The 25,653-nt window shown below is 42.6% G+C and carries 23 protein-coding genes; 17 read left to right on the top strand and 6 right to left on the bottom strand.

All coding sequences use genetic code 11. The features are described 5' to 3' along the window. Window positions 1-66 precede the first annotated feature (66 nt). Window positions 67-1,236: a proline dehydrogenase family protein gene (locus B7P33_RS14275; RefSeq protein WP_097442686.1), complete on the top strand. Its 1,170-nt coding sequence runs from the start codon at window positions 67-69 to the stop codon at window positions 1,234-1,236. Between the two features lie 63 nt (window positions 1,237-1,299). On the opposite strand, the gene B7P33_RS14270 is transcribed toward B7P33_RS14275, so the two are convergent. From B7P33_RS14270 to porX, 6 genes are all read right to left on the bottom strand, one after another. Next, window positions 1,300-1,692, bottom strand: a complete 393-nt coding sequence (locus tag B7P33_RS14270) for a hypothetical protein (RefSeq protein ID WP_097442685.1) — start codon at window positions 1,690-1,692, stop codon at window positions 1,300-1,302. Between the two features lies 1 nt (window position 1,693). Continuing rightward, a complete protein-coding gene (locus tag B7P33_RS14265; protein ID WP_097442684.1) occupies window positions 1,694-2,893 on the bottom strand; it encodes an alanine dehydrogenase in 1,200 nt (399 codons plus the stop codon). A gap of 69 nt (window positions 2,894-2,962) precedes the next feature. After that, entirely contained in the window at window positions 2,963-3,505 is a 543-nt protein-coding gene (locus B7P33_RS14260; RefSeq protein WP_097442683.1) for a hypothetical protein, read from the bottom strand. A 73-nt stretch (window positions 3,506-3,578) separates the two neighbouring features. Next, window positions 3,579-3,728: a hypothetical protein gene (locus B7P33_RS19400; protein WP_172435936.1), complete on the bottom strand. Its 150-nt coding sequence runs from the start codon at window positions 3,726-3,728 to the stop codon at window positions 3,579-3,581. Between the two features lie 192 nt (window positions 3,729-3,920). Then, window positions 3,921-4,334 carry a tRNA (adenosine(37)-N6)-threonylcarbamoyltransferase complex ATPase subunit type 1 TsaE gene (gene tsaE / locus B7P33_RS14255; protein ID WP_097442682.1) on the bottom strand — a complete coding sequence of 138 codons (414 nt, stop codon included), beginning with the start codon at window positions 4,332-4,334 and terminating at the stop codon, window positions 3,921-3,923. 1,116 nt (window positions 4,335-5,450) lie between these two features. Next, a complete protein-coding gene (gene porX / locus B7P33_RS14250) occupies window positions 5,451-6,995 on the bottom strand; it encodes a T9SS response regulator signal transducer PorX (RefSeq protein ID WP_097442681.1) in 1,545 nt (514 codons plus the stop codon). A gap of 36 nt (window positions 6,996-7,031) precedes the next feature. Between porX and B7P33_RS14245 the strand changes: the two genes are divergently transcribed. The 16 genes from B7P33_RS14245 (at window position 7,032) to hisC (ending at window position 25,652) form a co-directional block, all read left to right on the top strand. Further along, window positions 7,032-8,261 carry an HD domain-containing protein gene (locus B7P33_RS14245; RefSeq protein WP_097442680.1) on the top strand — a complete coding sequence of 410 codons (1,230 nt, stop codon included), beginning with the start codon at window positions 7,032-7,034 and terminating at the stop codon, window positions 8,259-8,261. A 23-nt stretch (window positions 8,262-8,284) separates the two neighbouring features. Continuing rightward, entirely contained in the window at window positions 8,285-9,316 is a 1,032-nt protein-coding gene (lpxD, locus tag B7P33_RS14240; protein WP_097442679.1) for a UDP-3-O-(3-hydroxymyristoyl)glucosamine N-acyltransferase, read from the top strand. Next, window positions 9,303-10,706, top strand: coding sequence for a bifunctional UDP-3-O-[3-hydroxymyristoyl] N-acetylglucosamine deacetylase/3-hydroxyacyl-ACP dehydratase (locus B7P33_RS14235; RefSeq protein ID WP_097442678.1), 1,404 nt, complete (start codon window positions 9,303-9,305; stop codon window positions 10,704-10,706). Before lpxD ends, B7P33_RS14235 begins: the two co-directional genes overlap by 14 nt. Window position 10,707: 1 nt before the next feature. Continuing rightward, entirely contained in the window at window positions 10,708-11,493 is a 786-nt protein-coding gene (gene lpxA / locus B7P33_RS14230) for an acyl-ACP--UDP-N-acetylglucosamine O-acyltransferase (protein WP_097442677.1), read from the top strand. A gap of 10 nt (window positions 11,494-11,503) precedes the next feature. Beyond that, window positions 11,504-12,070: an elongation factor P gene (efp, locus tag B7P33_RS14225; RefSeq protein WP_097442676.1), complete on the top strand. Its 567-nt coding sequence runs from the start codon at window positions 11,504-11,506 to the stop codon at window positions 12,068-12,070. Window positions 12,071-12,078: 8 nt separating this feature from the next. Further along, the gene (locus tag B7P33_RS14220; RefSeq protein WP_097442675.1) at window positions 12,079-13,023 is read left to right on the top strand and encodes a UDP-3-O-(3-hydroxymyristoyl)glucosamine N-acyltransferase; all 945 of its coding nucleotides are present in this window, start codon (window positions 12,079-12,081) and stop codon (window positions 13,021-13,023) included. Between the two features lie 102 nt (window positions 13,024-13,125). Further along, complete coding sequence (gene sucD, locus B7P33_RS14215; protein WP_097442674.1) at window positions 13,126-13,998, top strand: succinate--CoA ligase subunit alpha; 873 nt, start codon at window positions 13,126-13,128, stop codon at window positions 13,996-13,998. 126 nt (window positions 13,999-14,124) lie between these two features. After that, window positions 14,125-17,091 (top strand): M16 family metallopeptidase, encoded by a 2,967-nt coding sequence (locus B7P33_RS14210; RefSeq protein ID WP_097442673.1) that lies wholly within the window; start codon window positions 14,125-14,127, stop codon window positions 17,089-17,091. Between the two features lie 162 nt (window positions 17,092-17,253). Further along, window positions 17,254-18,000, top strand: coding sequence for a 3-oxoacyl-[acyl-carrier-protein] reductase (gene fabG, locus B7P33_RS14205; RefSeq protein ID WP_097442672.1), 747 nt, complete (start codon window positions 17,254-17,256; stop codon window positions 17,998-18,000). A gap of 14 nt (window positions 18,001-18,014) precedes the next feature. Then, window positions 18,015-20,048 carry a hypothetical protein gene (locus tag B7P33_RS14200; protein WP_097442671.1) on the top strand — a complete coding sequence of 678 codons (2,034 nt, stop codon included), beginning with the start codon at window positions 18,015-18,017 and terminating at the stop codon, window positions 20,046-20,048. Window positions 20,049-20,058: 10 nt separating this feature from the next. Then, the gene (locus B7P33_RS14195) at window positions 20,059-20,874 is read left to right on the top strand and encodes a prohibitin family protein (protein ID WP_097442670.1); all 816 of its coding nucleotides are present in this window, start codon (window positions 20,059-20,061) and stop codon (window positions 20,872-20,874) included. Between the two features lie 9 nt (window positions 20,875-20,883). Next, window positions 20,884-21,486 (top strand): hypothetical protein, encoded by a 603-nt coding sequence (locus B7P33_RS14190; RefSeq protein ID WP_097442669.1) that lies wholly within the window; start codon window positions 20,884-20,886, stop codon window positions 21,484-21,486. Window positions 21,487-21,919: 433 nt separating this feature from the next. Then, window positions 21,920-22,777 (top strand): ATP phosphoribosyltransferase, encoded by an 858-nt coding sequence (gene hisG / locus B7P33_RS14185; RefSeq protein ID WP_097442668.1) that lies wholly within the window; start codon window positions 21,920-21,922, stop codon window positions 22,775-22,777. Further along, the gene (locus B7P33_RS14180) at window positions 22,777-23,208 is read left to right on the top strand and encodes a GNAT family N-acetyltransferase (protein WP_097442667.1); all 432 of its coding nucleotides are present in this window, start codon (window positions 22,777-22,779) and stop codon (window positions 23,206-23,208) included. The genes hisG and B7P33_RS14180 overlap by 1 nt, the downstream gene beginning before the upstream one ends. 1 nt (window position 23,209) lies before the next feature. Next, window positions 23,210-24,493 carry a histidinol dehydrogenase gene (gene hisD / locus B7P33_RS14175; RefSeq protein ID WP_097442666.1) on the top strand — a complete coding sequence of 428 codons (1,284 nt, stop codon included), beginning with the start codon at window positions 23,210-23,212 and terminating at the stop codon, window positions 24,491-24,493. Between the two features lie 115 nt (window positions 24,494-24,608). Further along, the gene (gene hisC, locus B7P33_RS14170; RefSeq protein WP_097442665.1) at window positions 24,609-25,652 is read left to right on the top strand and encodes a histidinol-phosphate transaminase; all 1,044 of its coding nucleotides are present in this window, start codon (window positions 24,609-24,611) and stop codon (window positions 25,650-25,652) included. The last annotated feature ends 1 nt before the right edge of the window (window position 25,653 follow it).

Genomic DNA, 25,653 nt, shown 5'->3' with positions numbered 1-25,653 from the left:
ACAAGTATTTTATGTAAAAATTAAATGAAGCCGTCCTATATTTGCGGCGTTATCAAATTCGCAATAATGAAACGTATTTTTGAGGATACTGCAACGGCTTTTAGCTTAAAGTCCGATTCGGAATTGGAAAGGGCCTATTTCTTATTCAAATTGATTGCCAATGAGCCGCTTGTGCGCATTGGTACTGCCGTTACCAATTTTGCCATTAAAGCACATTTGCCTGTCGAAGGCCTAATCCGTGCCACGGTGTTTGATCATTTTTGTGGAGGGGTAACCGAAAAAGACTGTATCCCGGTTATTGAAAAAATGTTCGAAAAAGGGGTGTCCTCGGTCCTCGATTATTCTGTGGAGGGAAAAGAGGAAGAAGCCCAATTCGATTTTGCCCTTACCAAGACCCTTGAGACCATTAAATATGTAAAGGAAATGGAGGCCATACCTTTTGCGGTGTTTAAACCCACCGGTTTAGGTCGTTTGGCCTTATATGAAAAAGTTGGTCAGGGAGACGTACTTTCTACCGCGGAAAAAGAAGAATGGGAAAGGGTAGTGGCGCGTTTCGATGCGGCTTGTAAACGGGCTTATGAAATGGATATCGCTTTATTGATCGATGCAGAAGAAAGTTGGATGCAAGATGCCGCCGACGATTTGGTACAAGACATGATGTTCAAATACAATAAGGAAAAGGCGGTGGTTTTCAATACGCTGCAGTTGTATCGTTGGGATCGCTTGGATTACCTTAAAAAATTACAACAAGATGCTGAAACCCGGAATTATGTAATTGGGGTGAAAGTAGTGCGCGGGGCCTATATGGAAAAAGAGAATGAGCGTGCCGAGGAACAAGGCTATAAAAGTCCTATTTGCGCATCAAAGGAAGCAACCGATGTCAATTTTGACGAAGTGGTGGCCTATATAATGGAGCACTTGGGTCGCATCGTCATCTTTGCAGGCACCCATAACGAAGAAAGCTGTTATAAGCTTATTGAAATTATGAAAGCCAAAGGCTTGGCAAATAACGACCCCAGGGTTTTCTTCGGTCAACTTTATGGTATGAGCGATCATATCTCCTTTAACCTATCGGCAGAAGGCTATCATGTGGCCAAATATTTACCATTCGGACCGGTTAAGGATGTGATGCCGTATTTAATTAGACGGGCCGAAGAGAATACCTCGGTGGCCGGACAAACCACGCGCGAATTGTTTTTGATCAAAAACGAAAGAAAAAGACGGAAGCTGGATTAAGCAGGTAAAAATTAACGGCCCAACCGTTTATTTGGTATTCTAAAGCTTTGGTTTACAGATAGGTTAATTCACCGCATCAAAACGTACGGATTCTAAATACACACTGTCCTTACAGTTTTTAAATACCATGGCTGCTGGTTTTGTTTCTACCTCGGCATTTATATGGTAGGTCTTACAGGTCTCGTTTTTGGTGTCGCTTTTTGAAAAATCTACAGCTCCCTCATTAAGAATATAGGCAATTTGAATACTGTCCCATTGCGCTGATTGCAAACTAGCCTTCGATGCTTGGGTAATCGCCAAAGGTTTGGAGCGTAGTTCCTTTAACACCCGACAATTGGGTAGGTAACAAAAACTGCTTCCGGTTTCTTCAGCTTTGTTTTTCAGGAAAATAGCCAAGAAAATGAGGCCAATGGCAAATCCGCCCAAATAGTATCCGAGTCTTTTGATCAGGGGCATACTAGAAAATAAGGAAATTGATATCGCTAAAAGGTAGGTCGAACCATTCGCCTACGGTTTTGTTGGTTAGTATACCGTGGTACATATACAATCCGCTTCGTAAACCACGATCAAACCGTAATGCATTTTCCAAACCGCCTTCTTCACCGACCTTTAACAGATAGGGGGTAAAGATATTGGAAATGGAAAGCGAAGAGGTTTTCGGGTATCGCGATGGGATGTTCGGAACCCCATAGTGTATTACCCCGAATTTCTCGAAAGTAGGGTTGTCGTGATCGGTAACTTCACTGGTTTCAAAACAGCCACCGGTATCGATACTCACGTCAATGATCACCGCACCGGTTTTCATGTTTTCGACCATATCTGAACTGACCATAATGGGCGATCTACCATCGCCCCGGGTGGCACCAATGGCAACATCGCACCTTCTCAAGGCCTTTGAAAGGTTTTTGGGTTGCACCGTAGAGGTATAAATGGTACGGTTCAAGTTGGTTTGAATCTTGCGCAACTTGGTCAAAGAATTATCGAAGACCTTAACACTGGCCCCCAATCCCAAAGCAGAACGGGCTGCATATTCACCTACCGTTCCGGCACCAATAATAACTACCTCGGCAGGAGGTACCCCGCTAATGTTACCAAAGAGCAGTCCGTTACCCTGGTTGGTGGCGGCCAAGGTTTCAGCCGCAATCAATATGGCGGCCAAACCAGCTATTTCACTAGAAGAGCGTATAGCCGGATATTTGCCCATTTCGTCTTTGATATATTCAAAGGCTATGGCGGTTATCCTTTTTTTGGCCAGTACACTAAAATAGTCCTTGTGCTGTGTTTTTATCTGAAGGGCGGAAATGATAATGGCCTGGGGCGCCATCATTTCTATTTCCGAAAGGGTGGGTGGCTCTACTTTTAGGATCAAGGGGCACCCTAATACTTTTTTGGTATCGCGGGTCACTTCGGCCCCTGCTTGGGTATATTCTAGATCGGTATAGCTAGATCCTTCACCGGCACCCGCTTCAACCAGTACCCTATGCCCGTTGGCCACTATGGCACTAACGGCATCGGGGGTGAGACAAATCCTTTTTTCTTGGTATTGGTTTTCTTTGGGAATGCCAATAAATAATTCGCCCTTCTGTTTCAATACCTCCAAGGTTTCTTCCTGAGGTAATAATTGATCTTTTGTAAAAGGAGAATTAGGTGGCTTCATGTAGTAGCGACTTGCAACCTCAAAACTACGATTTTTATGGAAATTAAGCCAAAACGAAGGAATGTAAGACTATACCGCTTTGGGCATATTTTTATCTTCTGAAGCTTTTTGTTTGGCTTTGAGTTCTTTCAACTCTTGATCCATGGCATCTAAATCAATGCCTAAAACATGTTTGTCAAAGAGTTTAACCCGAATAAAATACACGAATGGGGTAATGAACATCATGATGGGAATCAACCAATAGATTTCGATTTCATCGATATTCTTAATATCACTTTCAATTAATGAAAATATTTGAAAAGCGTACATAGCCACCGGAATCAGTATGATATGGTACCACCAATGTTTACAGGTAAAAAACCAAAGAATTAATAAAATCAATGGGATAAGTTTCCCCATCAGCATCCACATCATGGTATTGACACTTTCGTAATAGGTGCTTTCTATAGAAAAAAGAAAGGTGTCATAGGTAGGTGTGTTTGGAAAGTATTGATATGTATAAAACAAATAAGGAGATATGGCAATAAGGACGGCCACGATGCTACCAATCCAAATACTTCTGGATTTTATCGCTTTTTTGAAGTCGTCTTTTTTAAACGGATTTTCTGCCATAGCTGGGTCAATAACTGAATAAATAACTAAAAAAAAAGGCTTCTAGTATATAGAAGCCTAATTTTTTGGATTATCATCCGTTTGGTGGTGGAGTCTTAATCCTACCTTTCTCAATACTCTGCGTATAAAGACTGTCGTCTTCAGCGGTATCAGAGCAAGACACTGCGGTCAAGCCAAATACGGCCACGGCAAGAATACCGAATAAAACTCTTTTAGTGTTCATCGTAAAGAATTTTGGTTAATAAATCAGTTCTTTACCATGCACTTGGGTTAGGCGACGGGGGCAAAATTTAGGAATGGTTAAAGTAGTGCATTTCAACGATAAAATCAAAGCTTTCGTGGAACATGAAATGTTAAAAAAATGTAATCTTTTCATTTTCAGCTACTAAACCTTTCATTTGCGAATGAAAATACTTTATTTAAGTCCTATTTTTCGCTCATTTTGATCTATAATATCAATTTGATAGTGTGAAGCATCAGGTAATAATCCGCTAATCTTCTCGGGCCATTCCAAAAAAACCGTTTTATCTCCGTATAAATATTCTTCGATTCCCATATCCAAGGCTTCGGCTTCATCTTCAATACGATAAAGATCAAAATGATAAGCCAAAGTCTCCCCATTTTCATTCGTATATTCATTCACCAATCCAAAGGTTGGGCTATTGGCTTGTGCGCCATCTCCGGTTAATTGGGCAATTATGGCCTTAATCAAAGTAGTTTTTCCAGCTCCCATTTGTCCGTGAAAACACAGTATATTGGATTGTGCATGTTTTAAAACAAATTGGGCAGCCTGGTGTATGTTTTTTAATGTAAAGTTCAAAGATGTCATAACTAATTCGAATTCAACCTTGCAAAATTAAACTATATTTTCACTTTGGTAAATTACTTAAATACAGCTTGTTAATGAGATGTTTGATAATGAAATCTTTCAGTTTTCAATTGTACAGGTGTTGTTCATGTAAACTAATGGCTTGTTCAAAAATTTACTTTGTGTTAAAACTAACAAAGGGTGCAATAAGAAGGGTATGGTGATTACCTAAAACGAAAGCTTTGATTTTTACCGTCTTCGAAATGATTGCTTTTTTACCAGATTTTAATAATAAATTCAAAAAATGAATGACTTCCGGTATGATAAAACCGAAGTCTATCAGAAAGAAAGTATTGATGGATTACTTATTTGATTCAGGTCATTTCAGCTTAGACTTTTATTTAGTGCGGATTGGGAAATTGATTTGGTTGCCACAAACTCCGTAAGGGGCCCTGTTACTGTTTTAATATTTTACTTTCTGTTTAAATTGTAGGTGATTAAAACAGTGTTTTAGTGTTAGGTTTTGTATATGATTCCAGTATGCCCGCTTGGCAACGACACTAAACTCGGTGCCCGTTTCCAATAAAAACTATATTGGTACGATGGTGTTTATTCTCGAATCTGTGGTTAATTATATCATAATTATTGCCATGTCGATTAGTATAACGTATTTATATTTTAATTGAATATCGTTTTGCTAAAAGATAGATAGGATAAGACCCGATCAGTCCTGAAAAAAATAAAAAAATGGCATGAGTGATAGTGAATCGATTTGGATTGAGTATGTCGATTTAATACAATACCCATAGGCGTAATGATTTGGTTGAAATGGGGGAACCGAAATTCAAAACACAAAAATAACGTTATCGAATGAAAACATGTTGATTTTCATATGCAAATTCCAATTCCTTTGAGATCAAATACATAAATCCGAAAAATATTCCCAACGGTTACACTGTTCTGGGTAAAAGTGTTAACCTACATCTATTTGTAGAAAGGAAAACATATGGTTACATTAAACTTGGCCCATATTATTATGACCTTTTTTTCTGATAGAATCTTTTTAAAGGTGTTGGCTTACCTCCGAATGGGTTTCTATTGATAATATGAAATCAGCCAGTTTAACTCCAATGTTACCTACTTGGGATCCAAAACTACAAAGGGTATGATCATTTCCTCTAAAGACACCCCACCATGCTGATAAGTATTACGGTAGTAACCCACATAATGGTTATAGTTGTTGGGATAAGCAAAGAACAAATCGTTCTTTGCAAAAATATATGAGCTGCTTACGTTAATGGAGGGCAGGTGTATGCTCGCCGGTTTTTGGGCCTCTAGTACATCTTTGTCTTCAAATGTAAGGCTACGACCGGTTTTATAACGTAGGTTTAGACTGGTCTCTTTATCCCCGATAACCTTCGAAGGCTGTTTTACGTTAATGGTACCGTGGTCGGTGGTTATGATCAAGCGCTTGCCCATTTCTTGGGCTTGCTGTATAATTTCCAGCAAAGGGGAGTTTTTAAACCAACTTAAAGTCAATGAACGGTATGCTTTATCGTTTGCCGCCAATTCCTTTATAACTTCCATTTCGGTCTTGGCATGTGAAAGCATATCCACAAAATTATAAACGATTACCGTAAGGTCGTTCTCTTTTTGACCTTTAAACTGCTGTACTAGGTTTTTCCCTTGCTTTAAATTACTGATCTTATGGTAATCCCATTTTACGTCTAAACCCAAACGTTGTATCTGGGCGCCCAGGAATTCAGCCTCAAAAAGGTTTTTCCCGCCTTCATCGGTATCGTTTTTCCACCAGTCTTTGTGCCTTCGTTCCATTTCCAAGGGCATAAGTCCAGAAAAAATGGCATTTCGAGCGTATTGGGTAGCCGTGGGTAATATACTGTAATAGGGTTTTTCAGAGGCCTTTTTGTAAAACGGGGTCAATACTTCTTCAAAAGCCAACCATTGATCATACCTTAAATTATCTATGACCACCAACACTGTAGACCCTTTGTCCAGTTCGGGCATTACCCAGTTTTTGAAGAGGGTATGCGACATGGTAGGGGCTTCCCCATTACCGAACCAATCGGCATAATTACGATCTATGAACTTGCCGAACTGGTTGTTGGCCTCCGTTTTTTGGGATTCTAAAATTTCGAACATACCGGAATCCTCGATTTTTTCGAGTTCCATTTCCCAATAAATAAGTTTTTTATACAGCTCGGCCCATTCTTCCCAACTGTTCACCATAGAGAGGTCTAGGGCTATTTTTCTAAATTCTTGTTGGTAATTGGCCGTGGTCTTTTCAGAGACTAAGCGCGAATGATCTAGGTTCTTTTTTAAGGACAAAAGAATTTGCTTAGGATTTACCGGTTTAATTAGATAATCGGCGATTTTTGAACCAATGGCCTCTTCCATAATAAACTCTTCCTCACTCTTGGTAATCATGACCACAGGCAAACTGGCATGCGAGACTTTAATCTCGTTTAAGGTTTCCAGGCCGGAAATCCCAGGCATGTTCTCATCTAAAAATACGATATCAACACTGGTTTCCGTAAGCACATCCAAGGCCTCTTGTCCACTTTGACAGGCGATTACCTCGTATCCTTTACTTTCCAAGAAAATAATATGGGGTTTTAATATATCGATCTCGTCGTCCGCCCATAGAATGGTAATCTTCCTCATTTAGTATGTATATTTGTGCGAGCAAAGCGCATTATCTTGGCAAAATCCAATAAACTCAAAATTTTCAATGATCCAATTTACGGATTTATTGGAATCCCCAACTCCTTTGTATTCGATCTTATTTCCGAACCTTATTTCCAAAGGCTAAGACGAATTACTCAAATGGGACTTTCTTATTTAGTATATCCCGGGGCGCACCATACCCGTTTTCACCATGCCTTGGGTTGTATGCATCTTATGCGGCAGGCTATACAGGTGTTGCAGGACAAAGGGGTGGAAATAACCCAAGAGGAAGAATCTGGTCTCATAGCAGCGATTTTATTGCACGATATTGGGCACGGACCTTTTTCCCATGCCATGGAGCATAGTATTGTGCAAGGGGTACAGCACGAAGCCATTTCTCTAAAGTTTATGCAGGCCCTGAACGAAAAATATAAGGGGAAATTGGATGTGGCCATAGCCATGTTCCAAGGCGATTACCCGAAACAATACCTGAATCAGCTTATTTCTAGCCAGTTGGATATGGATCGGCTGGATTATTTGCGGCGCGACAGTTTTTATACTGGGGTAACCGAGGGAAATGTGAGTTCGCAACGTTTGATCAGTATGCTCAATGTGGCCGATGGCACCTTGGTTTTGGAGGAAAAAGGGATCTATTCAGTAGAAAAATTCTTGATGGCTCGCCGTTTCATGTATTGGCAGGTTTATTTACATAAGACCGGTCTGGTAGGGGAACAATTACTGATTCGTGTGTTTCAACGGGCCAGGGAGTTGATGCAACAGGGACAGGCTTTAACATGTAGTGCTCCCTTGACCTATTTTTTACGTAATGAGGTTACCGAAAACACTTTCAATGCTTCTGTTTTGGATACTTTTGCCCAATTGGATGACGTGGATATTCTTTCAGCCTTAAAATTGTGGCGGAACGAATCGGATCGGGTATTGGCCAAGTTGTGCGGTATGTTGCTAGATCGCCAACTTTTGCATATCGAATTGCGTAATCAACCTTTCGAGCCTGGTTATGCCGAGCAAATGCAAGAAAGGGTACAACGCGGTATGGGCTTGAAGGCCAACGAAGTGCCTTATTTTGTTTTTGGGGGTAGCATTGCCCAAAAGGCTTATGATGCAGCCAAACAACGCATTCATATTTTACGGAAGGATGGGCGTTTGTCAGATGTGGTCGAAGCTTCCGATGGCTTTAACTTAAAGCCCTTGTCAAAACCCATATCCAAGCATTATCTGTGCTATCCTAAGGAAGGCTTTTAACTATTTTTGTTACTTTTGTGTCCATGAAATTTACAGCGGGTCAGATTGCGGCGATCCTGGAGGGGGAGGTTTTTGGAAACCCTGAGATTGCCGTAGATAAATTAGCTAAAATAGAAGAGGGCGAACAAGGCTCCCTTACCTTTTTGGCCAATCCAAAATATACATCCTATATATATACCACAAAGGCTTCCATTGCCATTGTCAATAAAGACTTTGAGCCAGAGCAAGAGATCGATACGACTTTGATCAAGGTAGACGATGCCTATAAGTCGTTTTCCAAGCTTTTGGAATATTACAATCAAGTAAAGAACAATAAAGTAGGGGTAGAACAGCCTTCTTTTATATCGGAATCAGCCTCATATGGGGAAGCCGTTTATATTGGGGCTTTTGCTTATTTGGGCAACAATGTGAAAATTGGGGATAACGTAAAAATTTATCCGAACGTTTACATTGGTGATAATGTAAGCCTTGGGGATAATGTTTGTGTTTTCGCCGGGGCCAAAATCTATTCCGAAACTGTAATCGGTAAGGAGTGTGTAATCCATTCCGGGGCCATTATCGGGGCAGACGGCTTTGGTTATGCGCCTAATGAACAGGGTGAATTTACCCGGGTACCCCAAACCGGTAATGTTATTTTGGAAGACCATGTAGATGTAGGAGCCGGTACCACCATAGACCGGGCCACTTTAGGGTCTACAATTTTGCGAAAAGGGGTGAAACTGGACAATCAGATCCAAATTGCGCATAATGTGGAAATTGGCGAGCATACCGTTATCGCGGCACAAACCGGAATCGCAGGCTCTACAAAGATCGGTAGTCGCTGTATGATTGGGGGGCAAGTGGGTATTGTGGGCCATATTACCATTGGTGATCGGGTAAAGATCCAGGCCCAATCGGGTATTGGCCGAAATGTAAAAGACGATGAAGTGCTGCAAGGTTCCCCAGCCTTGAATTATGGCGATTACAACAAATCATACGTACATTTTAAAAATCTGCCGAAAACGGTAGCTAGATTAAACCAATTAGAAAAAGAAAGAAAAAGTGGGCAATCCTGACGTAAAAAAACAACGCACCATAGCCAAGGAAATATCTTTGACAGGTGTTGGCTTACATACCGGTAAGAACGTTACCCTAAAATTCGTACCTGCTCCAGAAAACCACGGTTATGCCTTTAAAAGGGTAGATTTGGAAGGTACCCCGGTCATTGAGGCCGATGCCAATTATGTGGTGAATACCCAACGTAGTACCAATCTAGAGAAGAACGGGGTACAGATTAGCACCTCTGAACATGTGTTGGCAGCCTTGGTAGGTATGGATATCGATAATGTTTTGATCGAACTCGATGCGGCCGAACCTCCGATTATGGATGGGTCTTCCAAATTCTTTATAGAAGCCTTGGAAGAAGCCGGTACCATAGAGCAAGATGCCGACCGCGAAGAGTTTATCGTAAAAGAGGTAATTACCTATAGGGATGAGGCTTCGGGATCAGAGATTACCATTATACCCGCCGATGAGTACCAAGTAACCGCTATGGTCGATTTTGGCACAAAGGTTTTGGGGACCCAAAATGCCACGCTCGAACATATTTCCGATTTTAAGAAAGAGATTGCCTGTGCGCGTACCTTTAGCTTCTTGCACGAATTGGAAATGCTGTTGGAAAATGGTCTGATCAAAGGGGGCGACCTGAACAATGCCATTGTTTATGTAGACAAGGAAATCTCTGACGAAACCATGGATAAGCTGCGTAAAGCCTTTAATAAGGATAAGTTAGCGGTTAAACCCAATGGGATCCTAGATAATTTGACCCTGCATCACCCTAATGAAGCGGCCCGTCATAAGTTATTGGATATTATTGGTGATTTGGCTTTGGCCGGTACCCGTATCCGAGGGAAGGTTATCGCTACCAAACCAGGTCATTTCGTGAATACGCAATGTGCCAAAAAGTTAGCCAAGATTATTAAGGCTGAAAAACGCAATAAGGTACCTCAGTTCGATCTGGATCAACCACCATTGATGGACATCCATCAGATTATGGCCATGTTGCCACACCGACCTCCATTCTTATTGATCGATCGTATCTTGGAACTTTCCGATTCCCATGTTGTTGGTATGAAGAACGTTACCATGAACGAACCTTTCTTTGTAGGGCATTTTCCCGATGCCCCGGTAATGCCTGGGGTATTACAGATAGAGGCCATGGCCCAAACCGGGGGTATATTGGTACTGAGTACCGTACCGGATCCCGAGAACTACCTGACCTTGTTCATGAAAATAGATAATGTCAAGTTTAAAAGAAAGGTGCTTCCCGGCGATACGCTTATATTCCATTGTAGCCTTATTTCCCCGATTCGTAGGGGTATTTGTCATATGCAGGCCTACGCCTACGCCAACGGCAAACTGGTCTGTGAGGCCGAGATGATGGCTCAAATCGTAAAGAAACAATAGTATGAATCAACCCCTGGCTTATGTGCACCCCGGTGCCAAAATAGCAAAGAACGTAGTGGTAGAGCCCTTTACCACCATACATAATAATGTAGAGATTGGTGAAGGTACATGGATCGGTTCCAATGTAACCATTATGGAAGGGGCCCGTATCGGAAAGAACTGTAACATTTTTCCGGGTTCTGTAATTTCAGCTACACCCCAAGATTTAAAGTACAATGGGGAAGATACCACGGTAATCATTGGCGATAATACCACTATTCGAGAGTGTGCCACCATTAATAAAGGTACCTCTGACCGAATGAAGACCCAAATCGGGAAGAATTGCCTGATTATGGCCTATTGTCACGTTGCACATGATTGTATCGTGGGAGACAATTGTATTTTTTCGAACAATACCACCTTGGCCGGACATATTAATATTGGTGATAATGTGGTTTTGGCAGGTTTTGTGGCCGTACATCAATTCGTTTCCGTAGGGGATCATGCCTTTGTTACCGGAGGTTCTTTAGTGCGTAAAGATGTACCGCCCTATGTTAAAGCGGCCCGTGAACCTTTATCTTATGTGGGTATTAACTCCATAGGTTTGAGGCGTAGGGGATATAGTACCGATAAAATCAGGGAAATACAGAATATTTACCGCATCCTATATCAAAAAAGTTATAACAATACCCAGGCTTCCCGAATCATTGAAGCCGAAATGGAGGCTACCCCGGAAAGGGACGAGATCCTTCAGTTCATCAGAGATTCCCAGCGTGGGATCATGAAAGGTTATTTTAGTACCAATTAAATACACATTTATGGCAAATACGTCCGACATCAGAAAAGGATTGTGCATCAAGTACAACCACGATATCTATAAAATCATTGAATTCCTTCACGTAAAACCGGGTAAAGGTCCGGCTTTTGTCCGTACCAAACTAAAAAGTGTTACTTCGGGCAAGGTTATCGACAATACCTTTTCCGCCGGCCATAAAATAGACGATGTTCGTGTAGAGACCCGTTCATACCAATATTTGTATCCAGAAGGGGAGACCTATCACTTTATGGATACCCAAGATTACAACCAGATTACCTTGCAAGAGAGTACCTTGGATAATCCGGGTTTGCTTAAAGAAGGTGAAACGGTAAGTATTTTGTTCAATACCGAAGATCAAATGCCACTTTCTGTCGAAATGCCGGCCCATGTCATTTTAGAGGTTACCCATACCGAACCGGGTGTAAAAGGGAATACCGCTACCAATGCCACAAAGCCTGCTACGGTTGAGACGGGCGCCCGCGTAAACGTACCTTTGTTTATCAATGAAGGCGATAAGATCAAGTTAGAGACCGAGAAGGGTACCTATATGGAGCGTATCAAGGAATAAGCTTTGCTATGAAATTTGCTAACCCCCAAACCTTGGGGCAAATCGCCCAGTTGATTGGGAGTACCTATGTGGGGCCCGAAGATTTTCCAGTTTTGGGTATGAACGAAATCCACGTGGTGGAACCGGGAGATATCGTATTCGTAGATCACCCCAAATACTACGATAAAGCTTTGGAATCCAAGGCTACCGTGGTTTTGATAAATAAAGAGGTCGCTTGCCCTGAGGGGAAGGCCTTATTGGTTTCCGATGATCCTTTTCGCGATTTCAATACCCTTACCCAACACTTTAATCCGTTTACACCGGCGAATGAAGCCGTGTCCAAGACCGCTCAAATAGGGGAAGGTACGGTAATACAACCCAATGTATTTATTGGGAATAATGTGGTGATCGGTAAAAACTGTCTTATATATCCCAATGTGGTTATTTATGACGACTGTGTTATCGGGGATAATGTGATCATACATGCCGGAACCATTTTAGGAGCCGATGCCTTTTACTACAAAAACCGCCCCACCGGGTTCGATCGTTTGCGTTCTGGGGGCAGGGTGGTGCTGGAAGACCAGGTGGAATTGGGTGCCCAATGTACCATAGATCGTGGGGTTACTGGCGATACCACCATAAAAAAAGGGAGTAAGTTGGACAATCAGGTACAAGTGGGGCACGATACGGTAATTGGCGAAAAATGTTTGATCGCTTCCCAAGTTGGAGTGGCCGGTTGTGTTGTAATAGAAGATGAGGTCACCATTTGGGGCCAAGTCGGTATAACTAGTGGTATTACCATTGGGACCAAAGCGGTTATTTCAGCGCAATCTGGTGTAAGTAAATCCTTAGAAGGTAAAAAGAGTTATTTCGGTTCGCCCGCAGACGATATTAGAAAGAAATATAAAGAGTTGGCGGCCTTGCGTCAAATTCCGGATCTCGTAGAACAACTAAAGAAAAAGAACAATCACTAAAACTAAAAAGGAAGGCAAGATGGCGAAGGAAAAAAGCTAGTTTTATACTTCGTCATTCTATACCAAACCCTTATTTTTGTCTTGTTTTAAAAAAATGAATCCATGAGCGTTTTAGTTAATAAAGACTCTAATATCATCGTACAAGGTTTTACAGGTAGTGAAGGTACTTTTCACGCCAGCCAGATGATTGAGTATGGTACCAATGTTGTAGGTGGTGTAACTCCAGGAAAAGGGGGGCAAGAGCACCTAGGAAAGCCGGTTTTCAACACCGTTGAAGATGCAGTGAAGCAAGTAGGTGCCGATACGACCATTATTTTCGTGCCACCAGCTTTTGCCGCCGATGCGATTATGGAAGCTGCCGATGCCGGTATCAAGGTTATCATTACCATTACCGAAGGTATTCCTGTGGCCGATATGGTTAAGGCTTATGATTATATACAAGGTAAGGATTGTCGTTTGATTGGACCTAACTGTCCGGGGGTAATTACTCCAGAAGAAGCCAAAGTAGGTATTATGCCCGGTTTCGTTTTCAAGAAAGGAACCGTGGGTATCGTTTCCAAATCAGGTACATTGACCTATGAAGCCTCTGATCAGGTGGTACGTCAAGGATTGGGTATTACTACCGCTATCGGAATCGGTGGGGATCCTATCATCGGAACCACTACCAAGGAGGCTGTTGAATTATTGATTAACGATCCAGAAACCGAATGTGTGGTTATGATCGGTGAGATCGGCGGACAATTGGAAGCCGAGGCCGCCAAATGGTATAAAGAAAGTGGTAGCAAAAAGCCTATCGTTGGTTTTATCGCCGGGGAGACTGCTCCTGCCGGGCGTACCATGGGTCATGCCGGTGCTATTGTAGGGGGTAGCGACGATACTGCCCAAGCCAAAAAGCGCATCATGAGCGAATGCGGTATCCATGTAGTGGATTCACCAGCTGAGATCGGTGTCAAAGTTAAAGAAGTATTAAGTTAGGTAACTGGTATACGGTTATTTACTATATTACATCATATAAAAACCATCAATGTTTTCGTTGATGGTTTTTTTGTATCCAAATACCTTGGATGTCTATTCATAATAATCAATGAACCTAAAAACAGTATGAAGAAAAAATTAAGCTTGTTATTGCTGGTCGTGGCCACTTTGTTCACCGCCTGTAAAGAAAAGGAGCCCGAGGCTACCTTTGCCGTAAACACCCAAACCGATGCCAACGGTTATGAATACGAAACCGTATCCAACGATCCTACGGGACTGAGGCTCTATACCTTAAAGAACGGGTTAAAAGTGTATTTGAGCCAAAATAAAACCGAGCCCAAAATCCAGACCTTTATTCCGGTACGTGCCGGGTCGGTGTACGATCCTGCCGATAATACCGGACTGGCCCACTACCTAGAGCATATGATGTTCAAGGGCACCGACGAATTCGGAACCCAAGATTGGGCGGCCGAAAAAGTATTGCTCGATTCTATTTCAAATCTGTATGAGGCCCATAAGGCCGAACAGGATCCCGAGAAAAAGAAGGCCATTTACAAACAGATCGATGAAACTTCGGTGGCCGCTTCCCAGATATCCATAGCCAACGAATACGATAAAATGATCAGTTCCTTAGGGGCAGAGGGCACCAATGCTTGGACCTGGCACGAAGAGACCGTGTATGTGAATAAAATTCCTTCAAACGGTCTGGATAAATGGTTGCATGTTGAAAGTGAACGCTTTAGCCAGGTGGTATTGCGTATTTTCCATACCGAGTTAGAGGCGGTGTACGAAGAGTTTAACCGCAGTCAGGACAGTGATTTCCGAAGGGCGGCCTTTGCCCTTAACAAAGCTTTGTTCCCGACCCACCCATACGGACAACAGACTACGATCGGTACCTCCGAGCATTTGAAGAACCCCTCAATGGTAGCGATCAACAATTATTTCAATACCTATTATGTGCCTAACAATATGGCGGTGATTTTGGTAGGGGATTTAGAATTTGATGAGACCATCCAAAAAGTAGATAAGGCTTTTGGGAACTTTAAATATCAAGAGGTTACCCATCCTGAACGTCCGGTAGAAGCAGCTATGACGGCGCCTGCCGAGGTTGAGGTATTCGGCCCGGAGAATGAAAGGGTCAATATCGCTTTCCGTTCGCAAGGTATCGGTAGCGAAGATGAAATCAAATTGATGTTGGTCGATATGATTTTGAACAATTCCACGGCCGGTTTGATCGATTTGAACCTGAATCAAAAACAAATGGTGCAAGGAGCTGGTTCGTACACCACTTTTTTGAACGATTACGGTATGCACCAGTTTTATGGAAACCCGAAATCGGGCCAAAGCCTAGAAGAGGTAAAAGACCTTATTTTGGGGCAGATAGAAGAGGTTAAAAAAGGGAATTTCGAAGATTGGCTTATCGATGCGGTTATCAATGATTTAAAGTTGAACGAAATCCGTCAATATGAAAATACCAATGGGGTGGCTTACCAGTATGTAAAGGCCTTTACCCAATTCCAGGACTGGAAAGATCGCATTTCCATGTTCGAGAAGATGAAAAAGGTAACCAAACAAGAATTGGTCGATTTTGCCAACGCTTTCTACACCAACAATTACGCCGTGGTATATAAACGCCAAGGGGAGACCAAAGACTTGGTCAAAGTAGAAAACCCGGGCATTACGCCTATAGAATTGAACCGTGGTAAGAAGTCTGAATTCGTACAAGGCTTCGATAAAATGACCTCCCCGGACCTTCAGCCTGAGTTTGTCGACTACGACAAGGCTATTCAAACCTCTACCTTGGAAAATGGACTGAGCATGGCCTATATTCCCAATACTACCAACGATTTGGCCGAGTTGAACCTAATTTTCGATATGGGCAACGACCATAACAAAAAGCTTGGTTTGGCCGCTGGGTATTTAGAGTATTTGGGTACACATGAGAAAACCCCAGAAGAAGTGAGCAAAGACTTTTATAAGCTTGGGGTGAACTATGGGGTGCGTACAGGAAGTGATCGTACCACTATTTATGTTTCCGGTTTACGGGAAAATCTTGGGAAAGGTTTGGCCTTGTTGGAAGATTTATGGGCCAATGCCCAGGCCGACCAAGAAACCTGGGATAAATATGTATTGAAAATCGCGAAAGGACGTCAAGATACCAAGGCCAATAAAGGCCAGATCATGTGGCGCGGACTCTTTAGTTATGGGGAATTCGGTGAGAATTCGAGATTGCGCGATATCTACACCATCGAAGAACTTAAAGCAATGGATTCCAAAGAAATGGTGGCCGAAATCAAAAACCTGAAAGGGTATCAGCACCGTTTGTTCTATTATGGTAAGGACCTTAACCAAGCCACCGAGGCCTTAGCTGCCCATCATCAAATAGATGGTGAGTTGAAAGCCTATCCAAATCCTAAAACTTACGAAAGGAAAGAAACCGGTGGTAATGTCTATTTTGTGGACTACGATATGGTTCAGGCTGAAATGTTGTTCCTCTCAAAAGGAGATACTTTCGATCCCTCGAAAATGGCAGCGACCCGATTGTTCAATACCTATTTCGGTTCTGGCTTATCGTCTATCGTATTCCAAGAGATACGCGAATCCAAATCATTGGCATATTCAGCCTTTTCGGCCTATGGTGCTGCGGATAAGGCAGGAGAGCCCGATTATACCTATGCTTATGTAGGTACCCAGGCCAATAAATTGAACCAAGCCGTAGATGCCATGATGGAATTGATGGAGAATATGCCTGAAGCCCAGGAGAATTTTGAGGCCGCCAAAGCGTCTACCTTAAAGAAGTTGGCCGCAGAACGTACCACAAAATCCCGAATTTTCTGGTCGTATGAGGGGCTTAAAAAACGAGGGCTTACCCAGAATAATAAAGAAGAGATCTATAATACCATCAAGAATATGAGTTTTGATGATCTAAAAGGTTTCTTTAATGAGAATATTAAAGGCGGCGATTACGATGTTATGGTAGTAGGTAATAAAAAAGACGTCGATGTCAACGCCCTTTCCCGATTGGGCAAGGTACAGGAATTGGATGTCGATTATCTGTTCAACTATGAAAAACCAGCCCCGATAAAAGATTAAATCTGATAGGTTAATGAATTATGGCTGTGTATCTGTAAGGATATACAGCCTTTTTCTTATGCCAAGCTCCCCAGTTTTACCAGACTGGTTTAGCGGGTTTCATTCCCAAATACCTTGGTAATAATTGATATATTTGCTTACCAAAACCTAAAACAAGAATAGATGAAACTTTTGGAAGGAAAAAATGTGATCATTACCGGTGCCAGTAGGGGTATAGGTAAAGGTATTGCCGAAGTATTCGCCCAGCACGGTGCCAATGTCGCATTTACCTATAGTTCCAGTGAGGCTCCGGCTTTAGCTTTAGAGAAAGACCTTAGCGCCATGGGTGTTAAAGCCAAGGCTTATAAAAGTAATGCCGCTAGTTTTGAGCAGGCCGAAGCTTTGATCGCCGAGGTAAATAAAGATTTTGATAGTATTGATGTATTGATCAATAACGCCGGTATTACCAAAGACAATTTGTTGATGCGTATGTCCGAAGCCGATTTTGATGCCGTTATCGAAATCAACCTCAAGTCTATTTTTAATATGACCAAGGCCGTACAACGCACTATGCTAAAACAGCGTAAAGGTTCCATCGTGAACATGAGTAGCGTGGTTGGGGTAAAAGGAAATGCGGGTCAGGCCAACTATGCGGCCTCAAAGGCTGGTATGATCGGCTTTACCAAATCCGTGGCCTTGGAGTTAGGTTCTAGAAACATTCGTTGCAATGCCATAGCCCCTGGATTTATCGAAACCGAAATGACCGCCAAATTGGATGAAAAAGTTGTGGAAGGCTGGAGAAACGGTATTCCGTTAAAACGTGGCGGTACGCCCGAAGATGTGGCCAATGCCTGTGTGTATTTCGCTTCCGATCTTTCGGCCTATGTAACCGGTCAGGTACTAAATGTAGACGGGGGAATGCTTACCTAGTAGACATCGCATTTATGGAATTACCCACCTTTTTATGGATAATCGCTTGTGCCGTGTTGGCCTTGCTGCTGGTGGTATTTCAATATTATTATAAAAACAAAAGGAAAGGTAGATTACATATTTATCTTTCCTTTTTTCGTTTTCTATCGATTTTTGGGATCTTGTTGTTATTGGTTGATCCTAAAATGGTAAGTAGGGAACTTTATATTCAAAAGGCGAAACTGGTATTATTAACAGATGTTTCGGCGTCTATTGAAGCGGTACGCGGCGAGCAACAAACCTCTGATTTACTGGAAAACTTTCGAAACAGCAGTGAGTTGCTCGATCGTTTCGACCTGGAGCAATTCGCCATCGCTGAAAAACTAACTACCCTTGATTCCCTGGCTTGTACAGGTGAAGTTTCCAATTTGGCGAAAGGCGTAAAAGGACTGGAAAACCTTTTCATTAAAGAAAAAGTGGCTACGGTCATGATTTCCGACGGGCACCAAACCCAAGGCCAAGACTACGAGTACGTACAAGTACCCGAAAAAATGGGTCTGTACACCCTTACGGTGGGCGATACCACCCAGTATCGTGATCTGGCTTTAGGGCGTATTCAACTGAATCCGTATGCCTTTCTCGATAATCGATTTCCTATTGAAGCCTATGTACATTATAAAGGAAAGGGGAGTGCACGTAGCAATCTGGAGATTTGGGTAGATGGAAAAAAGGCCTTTTCCGAAACCCTTGCATTCGATGCGATAAAGAATACGGTCAAAATCCAAACCGATATCAAGGCCGAACGGATAGGTATCTTACCGATTTCGGTCCGTTTACGACCCTTGGAAAATGAGCGGAATACCCAAAACAACCAAAGACAATTGGCCATAGAGGTGGTAGACGAACGGGTCAAGGTGTTGTTTTGTTCCACTATGTTGCATCCGGATATGGGTGCGCTGAAAAAAGCGATAGAAAAAAACGGACAACGTACTTTTGAGTTCCTCGATTTACGAAAACCTTTGGCTGGCGGACAAGTACCAGAGGCCGATCTGTATATCCTCTATCAGCCCAATAGGTCGTTTACCCAATTGTATACTTATTTAAAGAACAGCAATGCCAATCTTTTCACGATTACGGGGCCAAAAACCGATTGGGGCTTTTTAAACCAAATTCAATCCGCCTTTCAAAAAACTACCTTAGGGGCCAATGAAGAAACCATTCCCGTAAAAAACGGGGGCTTCTCTTATTTCGCTGCCGATTCTTGGAGCTTGGAGCGTTATCCGCCCCTGGAAACCGAATTGGGCGAGACTATTATCCATAGGGAGCATGAGCAGTTATTGGAGCAAGAGGTTAAAGGCGGACTCATAGGTGAACCCTTATTGGCGACTTTGATGGGTAATGAAAACAGGGAGGCCATTCTTTTCGGTGAAGGCATCTGGAAATGGCGTATGCAAGACTATCGTAATCAAGGGAATTTCGAAGGTTTTGACGGACTTATGGATAAATTGGTGGGCTTTTTGTCAGCGAATAAATCCAAAACCCGGCTGTCGGTCGATTATCAAAATGTGTTTCGAGGGGCAAGGGAAGCCGTGATTACCGCCAAATATTTCGATAAGACGTTTGTTTTCGATGCTAAAGCCAGTCTTTCATTGAAATTGACAGGGAATGGTGCTGAAACCGAAATTCCCATGGTTTTAAAAGGGAATTTTTACGAAGCTGACCTGCGCCAATTGGCCGTGGGCGACTATACGTTTTCCGTAGAGAACAAAAAAGAAGGTCTGATCAAATCTGGGGCCTTTACCATATTGCCTTTTAATTTGGAGCAGCAACAGCTCAGTGCCGACTTTGGTAAAATGCAGCGCTTTGCTGATTATAATAACGGCATGGCCTTTTTGCCCGATCAATTTGAGCAACTAAAGGCTGAATTGTTGCAAAATGATCGTTGGCTTCCGGTGCAAAAAAGCCAGGAAAAAAAGGTATCTTTAATCGATTTCAAATGGCTATTGGCTTTAGTGGCCTTATGCCTTGGCTTGGAGTGGTTTATCAGAAAATATAACGGATACTTATAATACTTTTCAAATGGAAAAATTACCAAAAATTGCATTGCCGACTTTGTTGGTGATTATTATACTTTTTATCGTTATCGCCAAATCGGCCGTAACCATTGGTTCGGGTGAAGCGGGCGTATTGTACAAAACTTTTGGTGGCGGTGTGGTTACCGATGAACCCCCAATGGGAGAGGGCTTCCATATCGTAGCTCCATGGAATAAGGTTTTTGTTTATGAGGTAAGACAACAAGAGGTTTTTGAGAAAATGAAGGTGTTGTCTTCCAATGGTTTGGATATTCAATTGGATGCCTCAGCTTGGTTTCAACCTAAATATGACGAATTGGGCAAGCTCCACAAAGAGAAGAGTGAGCAATATATTGATCGTATTTTGCTTCCGGCTATTCGTTCTGCTGCACGTTCGGTAGTGGGTCGTTATACCCCGGAACAGTTGTATTCCTCCAAGCGGGATGCCATTCAGGCCGAGATTTTCGAGGAAACCAAAAAAATTGTGGGGGACCAATATATCCAACTTAATGAGATTTTGGTTCGTGATGTAACCCTACCCAATACCATTAAAGAGGCTATCGAGCGAAAGCTTAAACAAGAGCAAGAATCCTTGGAATACGAGTTCCGATTGGTTACGGCTCAAAAAGAGGCGGAAAAAGTACGTATCGAGGCTCAAGGTAAAGCCGATGCCAACCGCATTTTAAGTGCCTCTTTGACCGATAAGATATTGCAGGACAAGGGTATCGATGCCACCCTAAAACTGGCCGAATCGCCCAATGCCAAGGTAGTTGTGGTAGGTTCTGGCGACGATGGATTGCCTTTGATTTTGGGGAACCAATAATTGGATGGGATGACCTTCAAATGGCCATTACTGGTTGTGTTATGCTGTTCATTTGGCCTATATGGTCAAAAGAAAAACGTTTTAGATGAGCTAAAAGGAAAACCTGCGGGCCTTCAATCTAATAGGAAAACGGTAAAACGGACCTATAATGTCGACTTTGATGTTGTTAAAGATGCCAAATATCCGGGTTTCGGGCATGGTATAGAGCCTATTATAAAAGTAGGGGATGAATTGATTCCTTTTCAATCCGGGCACTTTATTGATCAAGGGAAAATCAAGAACATTAATGTTATTCGCAAGGATACGGTTTTTGCCGGGAAAGCCTATGATGCCATTTTAGAGCTAGAGGTACCAAAAGCGTTAATTAGGAGATTAATCACCCTATATGATTTGCAAAGACAGTATACCGATGTTAAAGGAAAGGCTCTATATGTAGTTAACCATGAGTTTATTTATGAAGATCCTGGTACTTTGAAAATTGATCCGGCCTATATTTTGGAAGTTAGAATTGGCCAGGTAGACTATGGCAACGATTTTCAATTTCCGGTCATACATATCCTTACCAAGACCAAAGAGAATATCGAAAAGAAGAATACGATTATCATCCGCTAGTAATAATCACTCAAGAGTAGTTTGGTGTTGGCAATCGAAACATATTATGAGTATCATGATATTCTTTTAGCAAAGCGGTCTTTGTTTCAACGTATTCACATAAAAATAACAATAGCGGCATAAAATGTTTATCGTTTTAGGTTTTGTGTTTTAAAAAAACCGATTACTTTTACACCGTAATGAAGAACAACAGTCGTACACATCACCATCATTTTCACTTCCACGCTCAGGCGAGGTGAGATTGTTTTGTGTACCTACAAAATAGTAAAACCCGTTTGAGAGATCAAACGGGTTTTTTTTGTTAGTGAAACCCTTGTTTTGAAAGTTGCGGAGCAACGAAATCAAAACAAATAGTTGAACAAATCCCGCTGAAAAGCGGGATCTAAGTGGAAAAGGAAATAATCAATCAAATAGAAAACATAGATTAATTAGCATGGAAAAAATCAGGATTGCGGTTCAAAAAAGCGGAAGACTTAACCAAGATTCCTTAAAAATCTTAAAAGACTGCGGTATCTCTATAGAAAATGGGAAGGATCAGTTAAAGGCTTCGGCCCGTAATTTTCCTTTGGAGGTGTTTTACCTTCGTAATGGCGATATACCCCAATACCTGCGAGATGGTGTAGTGGACATTGCCATAATCGGAGAGAATGTTTTGGTCGAAAAAGGTGCCGATATCGACTTTACCGATCGTTTGGGCTTTTCGAAATGTAAGGTATCGCTGGCCGTTCCTAAGGGCGTAGCCTATAACTCGGTTACCGACTTTGAGGGCAAGCGTATAGCCACTTCCTATCCGAATACGGTTAAAAATTATTTGGCCGAAAAAGGCGTATCGGCCGAGCTGCATATCATCAATGGTTCGGTAGAGATCGCACCCAATATCGGATTGGCCGATGCCATTTGCGATATCGTTTCCAGTGGCAGTACTTTGTTCAAGAACAACCTAAAGGAGGTCGAGATCATGTTTACATCGGAGGCGGTTTTGGCGGTATCGCCCAAAATATCAGATGCAAGGAGGGCGATTCTGGAAAAGATCAGATTCCGCATTCAATCGGTTTTGCAGGCCCGTGAGGCCAAATATGTATTGTTGAACGCCCCTAACGAAAAGTTGGATACCATTCTTAAATTGTTACCCGGAATGCGTAGCCCCACCGTATTGCCTTTGGCTGAAGAAGGGTGGAGTTCGGTACATACCGTTTTGCAAAAAGATAGGTTCTGGGAAATGATCGATGAATTGAAACAGGCCGGGGCCGAAGGTATTTTGGTATGCCCTATTGAGAAAATGGTGTTGTAATGTCAATAGCGATTGACATTCGGTTTATTGACAAGGATGATTTGGCAGGGATAATCCCTCTACTTCGATTGCTAAACCCAGATATACCCGATGCGGAATTATGGGCTCGCCTCGAGCAGATGAAACTGCATAATTACCAATGTGTAGGGGCCTTTGATGGGGATTCGTTGATCGGTATTTCCGGAATTTGGATTTTGCATAAAATCTATACAGGAAAGCATATAGAACTGGACAATGTCTGTATTTTACCCGAATTTAGGGGCAAAGGCATTGGTGAAAACCTAGTGTCATGGATTTTAGATTATGCCAAAAACCAAGGTTGCCAATCGGCAGAATTGAATTGTTACCTCGGGAATAAAAAAGGCCAGGAATTCTGGCAAAACCAAGGATTTGAAGCGGTAGGTTACCACTATATCCAAAAAATGAATTGAGATGCGAATTATTGAGAACCCGAATCGGGCCCAATGGAAGGAAATATTGCAAAGACCAACGGCTACCTATGAGGCTATTGAACCCTTGGCCCAACGCATTTTTAACAGCGTAGCGGCAGAAGGCGATGCAGCACTTAAGGCCTATACTGAAGTGTATGATAAGGTGGTGTTGGAGACCTTGACCGTAAGTAGCCCAGAAGTACATGTGGCCATAGCGGAGTTGGATCCTGATCTAAAAGAGGCCATAAAACTGGCCAAAACCAATATTGAAAGTTTCCATAGGGCGCAGCTTACCGATAGGGTGAGTGTTGAGACCGCTCCGGGAGTACATTGCTGGCAAGAAAAGCGGGCCATTGAAAAGGTGGGACTCTATATTCCGGGAGGGTCGGCCCCTTTGTTCTCTACCATTCTCATGTTGGCCGTACCGGCTCAAATCGCGGGTTGTAACGAAGTGATTTTGTGTACCCCACCCGATGCCGAAGGCAAGATACACCCGGCTATTTTGTATACCGCCCATTTATGCGGACTCGAAAAGATTTATAAGGTAGGTGGTATACAGGCCATTGCGGCCATGACCTTTGGTACTGAGACCGTGCCCCAAGTATACAAAATTTTTGGTCCTGGTAACCAATACGTTACCGTGGCCAAACAGTTGGCTACCCGTTTTGGATTGGCCATTGATATGCCTGCCGGACCTTCAGAATTATTGGTATTGGCCGACGATACGGCGAATGCGGCCTATGTGGCCAGTGATTTATTGAGTCAGGCCGAGCATGGCCCCGATTCCCAAGTACTTTTGGTTTCTAATAGTAAGGCGATGATCGAGCAGGTAAATACCGAAGTAAGTCGTCAGTTACTCGATTTACCCCGAAAAGACATTGCCGAAAAGGCCATTGCCAATTCGAAATTGATTTTGTTGGAAGATGCCCAAGAAAGCTTGGATTTGATCAATCAATATGGTCCAGAACACTTTATTATTTGTGTAAAAGATCTCGATTTTTATATCGATGGACTCCAAAATGCAGGTTCGGTCTTTATTGGTAACCATACCCCTGAAAGTGCCGGGGATTATGCCTCGGGTACCAACCATACCTTGCCCACCAATGGCTATGCCAAACAGTATAGCGGGGTAAATTTGGGTAGTTTTCAAAAGAGTATCACCTTTCAGCAAATTACACCCCATGGGTTGGCCCAAATTGGTCCGGCTATAGAAAAAATGGCCGAGGCGGAAGGATTACAGGCCCATAAAAATGCCGTTTGCCTGAGGTTAAAAGATATAAAATGAAGTAGGAAGTCGGTCACTGAGCGCCATGTCCTCCGGCAGGCAGGCAGGCAGGCAGTCGAAGATAGTAAGCATGTCAGTCTGAGCGCAGTCGAAGACCCTTTAGAACAAAAACAAAATGAATTTCAACCTAGATAAAATCACCCGCGAAAGCGTTAAAAATCTAAAACCGTATTCCTCGGCCCGTGACGAATATGTCTCGGATGGGTCGGAAATGGTTTTTCTCGATGCTAACGAAAACCCCTATGAATCGGGTGTAAACCGCTATCCTGATCCTTATCAGCGCTCCGTAAAAAATGTATTAGCGGACATTAAAGGCGCTCCGGCCGATCATTTGTTATTGGGCAATGGTAGCGATGAAGTTTTGGATCTCTTATTCCGGGCTTTTTGTGAACCGGGGCAGGATTATATCATAACCCTTCCGCCCACCTATGGTATGTATCAGGTATTGGCCGGTATCAATAATGTTGGGGTTACCGAAATTACCCTAAATGCTGACTTTCAGCCGCAGGTATCGAAAATCCTCGAAACGCAAAGCCCCCAAAGTAAATTACTTTTTCTTTGTTCGCCCAATAACCCAACGTCCAATAGTTTCGATACGAAATCTATGCATGATTTACTAAGCGGATTTAAGGGAATCGTAGTGGTAGATGAGGCTTATATCGACTTTTCCAATCAAGAGAGTTGTGTTTCCCAATTGTACAAATACCCGAACCTGGTAGTTACACAAACCCTCTCCAAAGCTTATGGTATGGCTGGTATCCGATTGGGATTGTGTTGGGCTTCTCTAGAAATTATTGCGATACTCAATAAGATTAAACCCCCATATAACGTAAACCAGTTGACCCAATTAAAAGCACTGGAACGTTTGCAGGATAGGGCAGGGGTAGCCCAAGAAATTCAAAACATTCTTTCGGAAAGAAATGTGATGGAACAAGCACTAGGGGCTATTCCGTTTGTAACCGAGGTTTTCCCTTCCGACGCTAATTTTGTGTTGGCCCGGGTAGACGATGCCAACCGACGCTACGACCAATTGTTGGCGGCCGGGATAGTAATTCGGAATAGGACCACCCAAGCTTTATGTGAAAATACACTTCGTTTTACCGTGGGTACCCCGGAAGAGAATCGAAAATTGATAACAGCATTAAAATCGATAGCCTAAA

It is taken from the genome of Sediminicola luteus (assembly GCF_002514735.1).
Classification (GTDB): domain Bacteria; phylum Bacteroidota; class Bacteroidia; order Flavobacteriales; family Flavobacteriaceae; genus HQA918.
The sequence above is the reverse complement of the archived record's forward strand: the minus strand, read 5'-3'. Positions and strand labels throughout refer to the sequence as shown.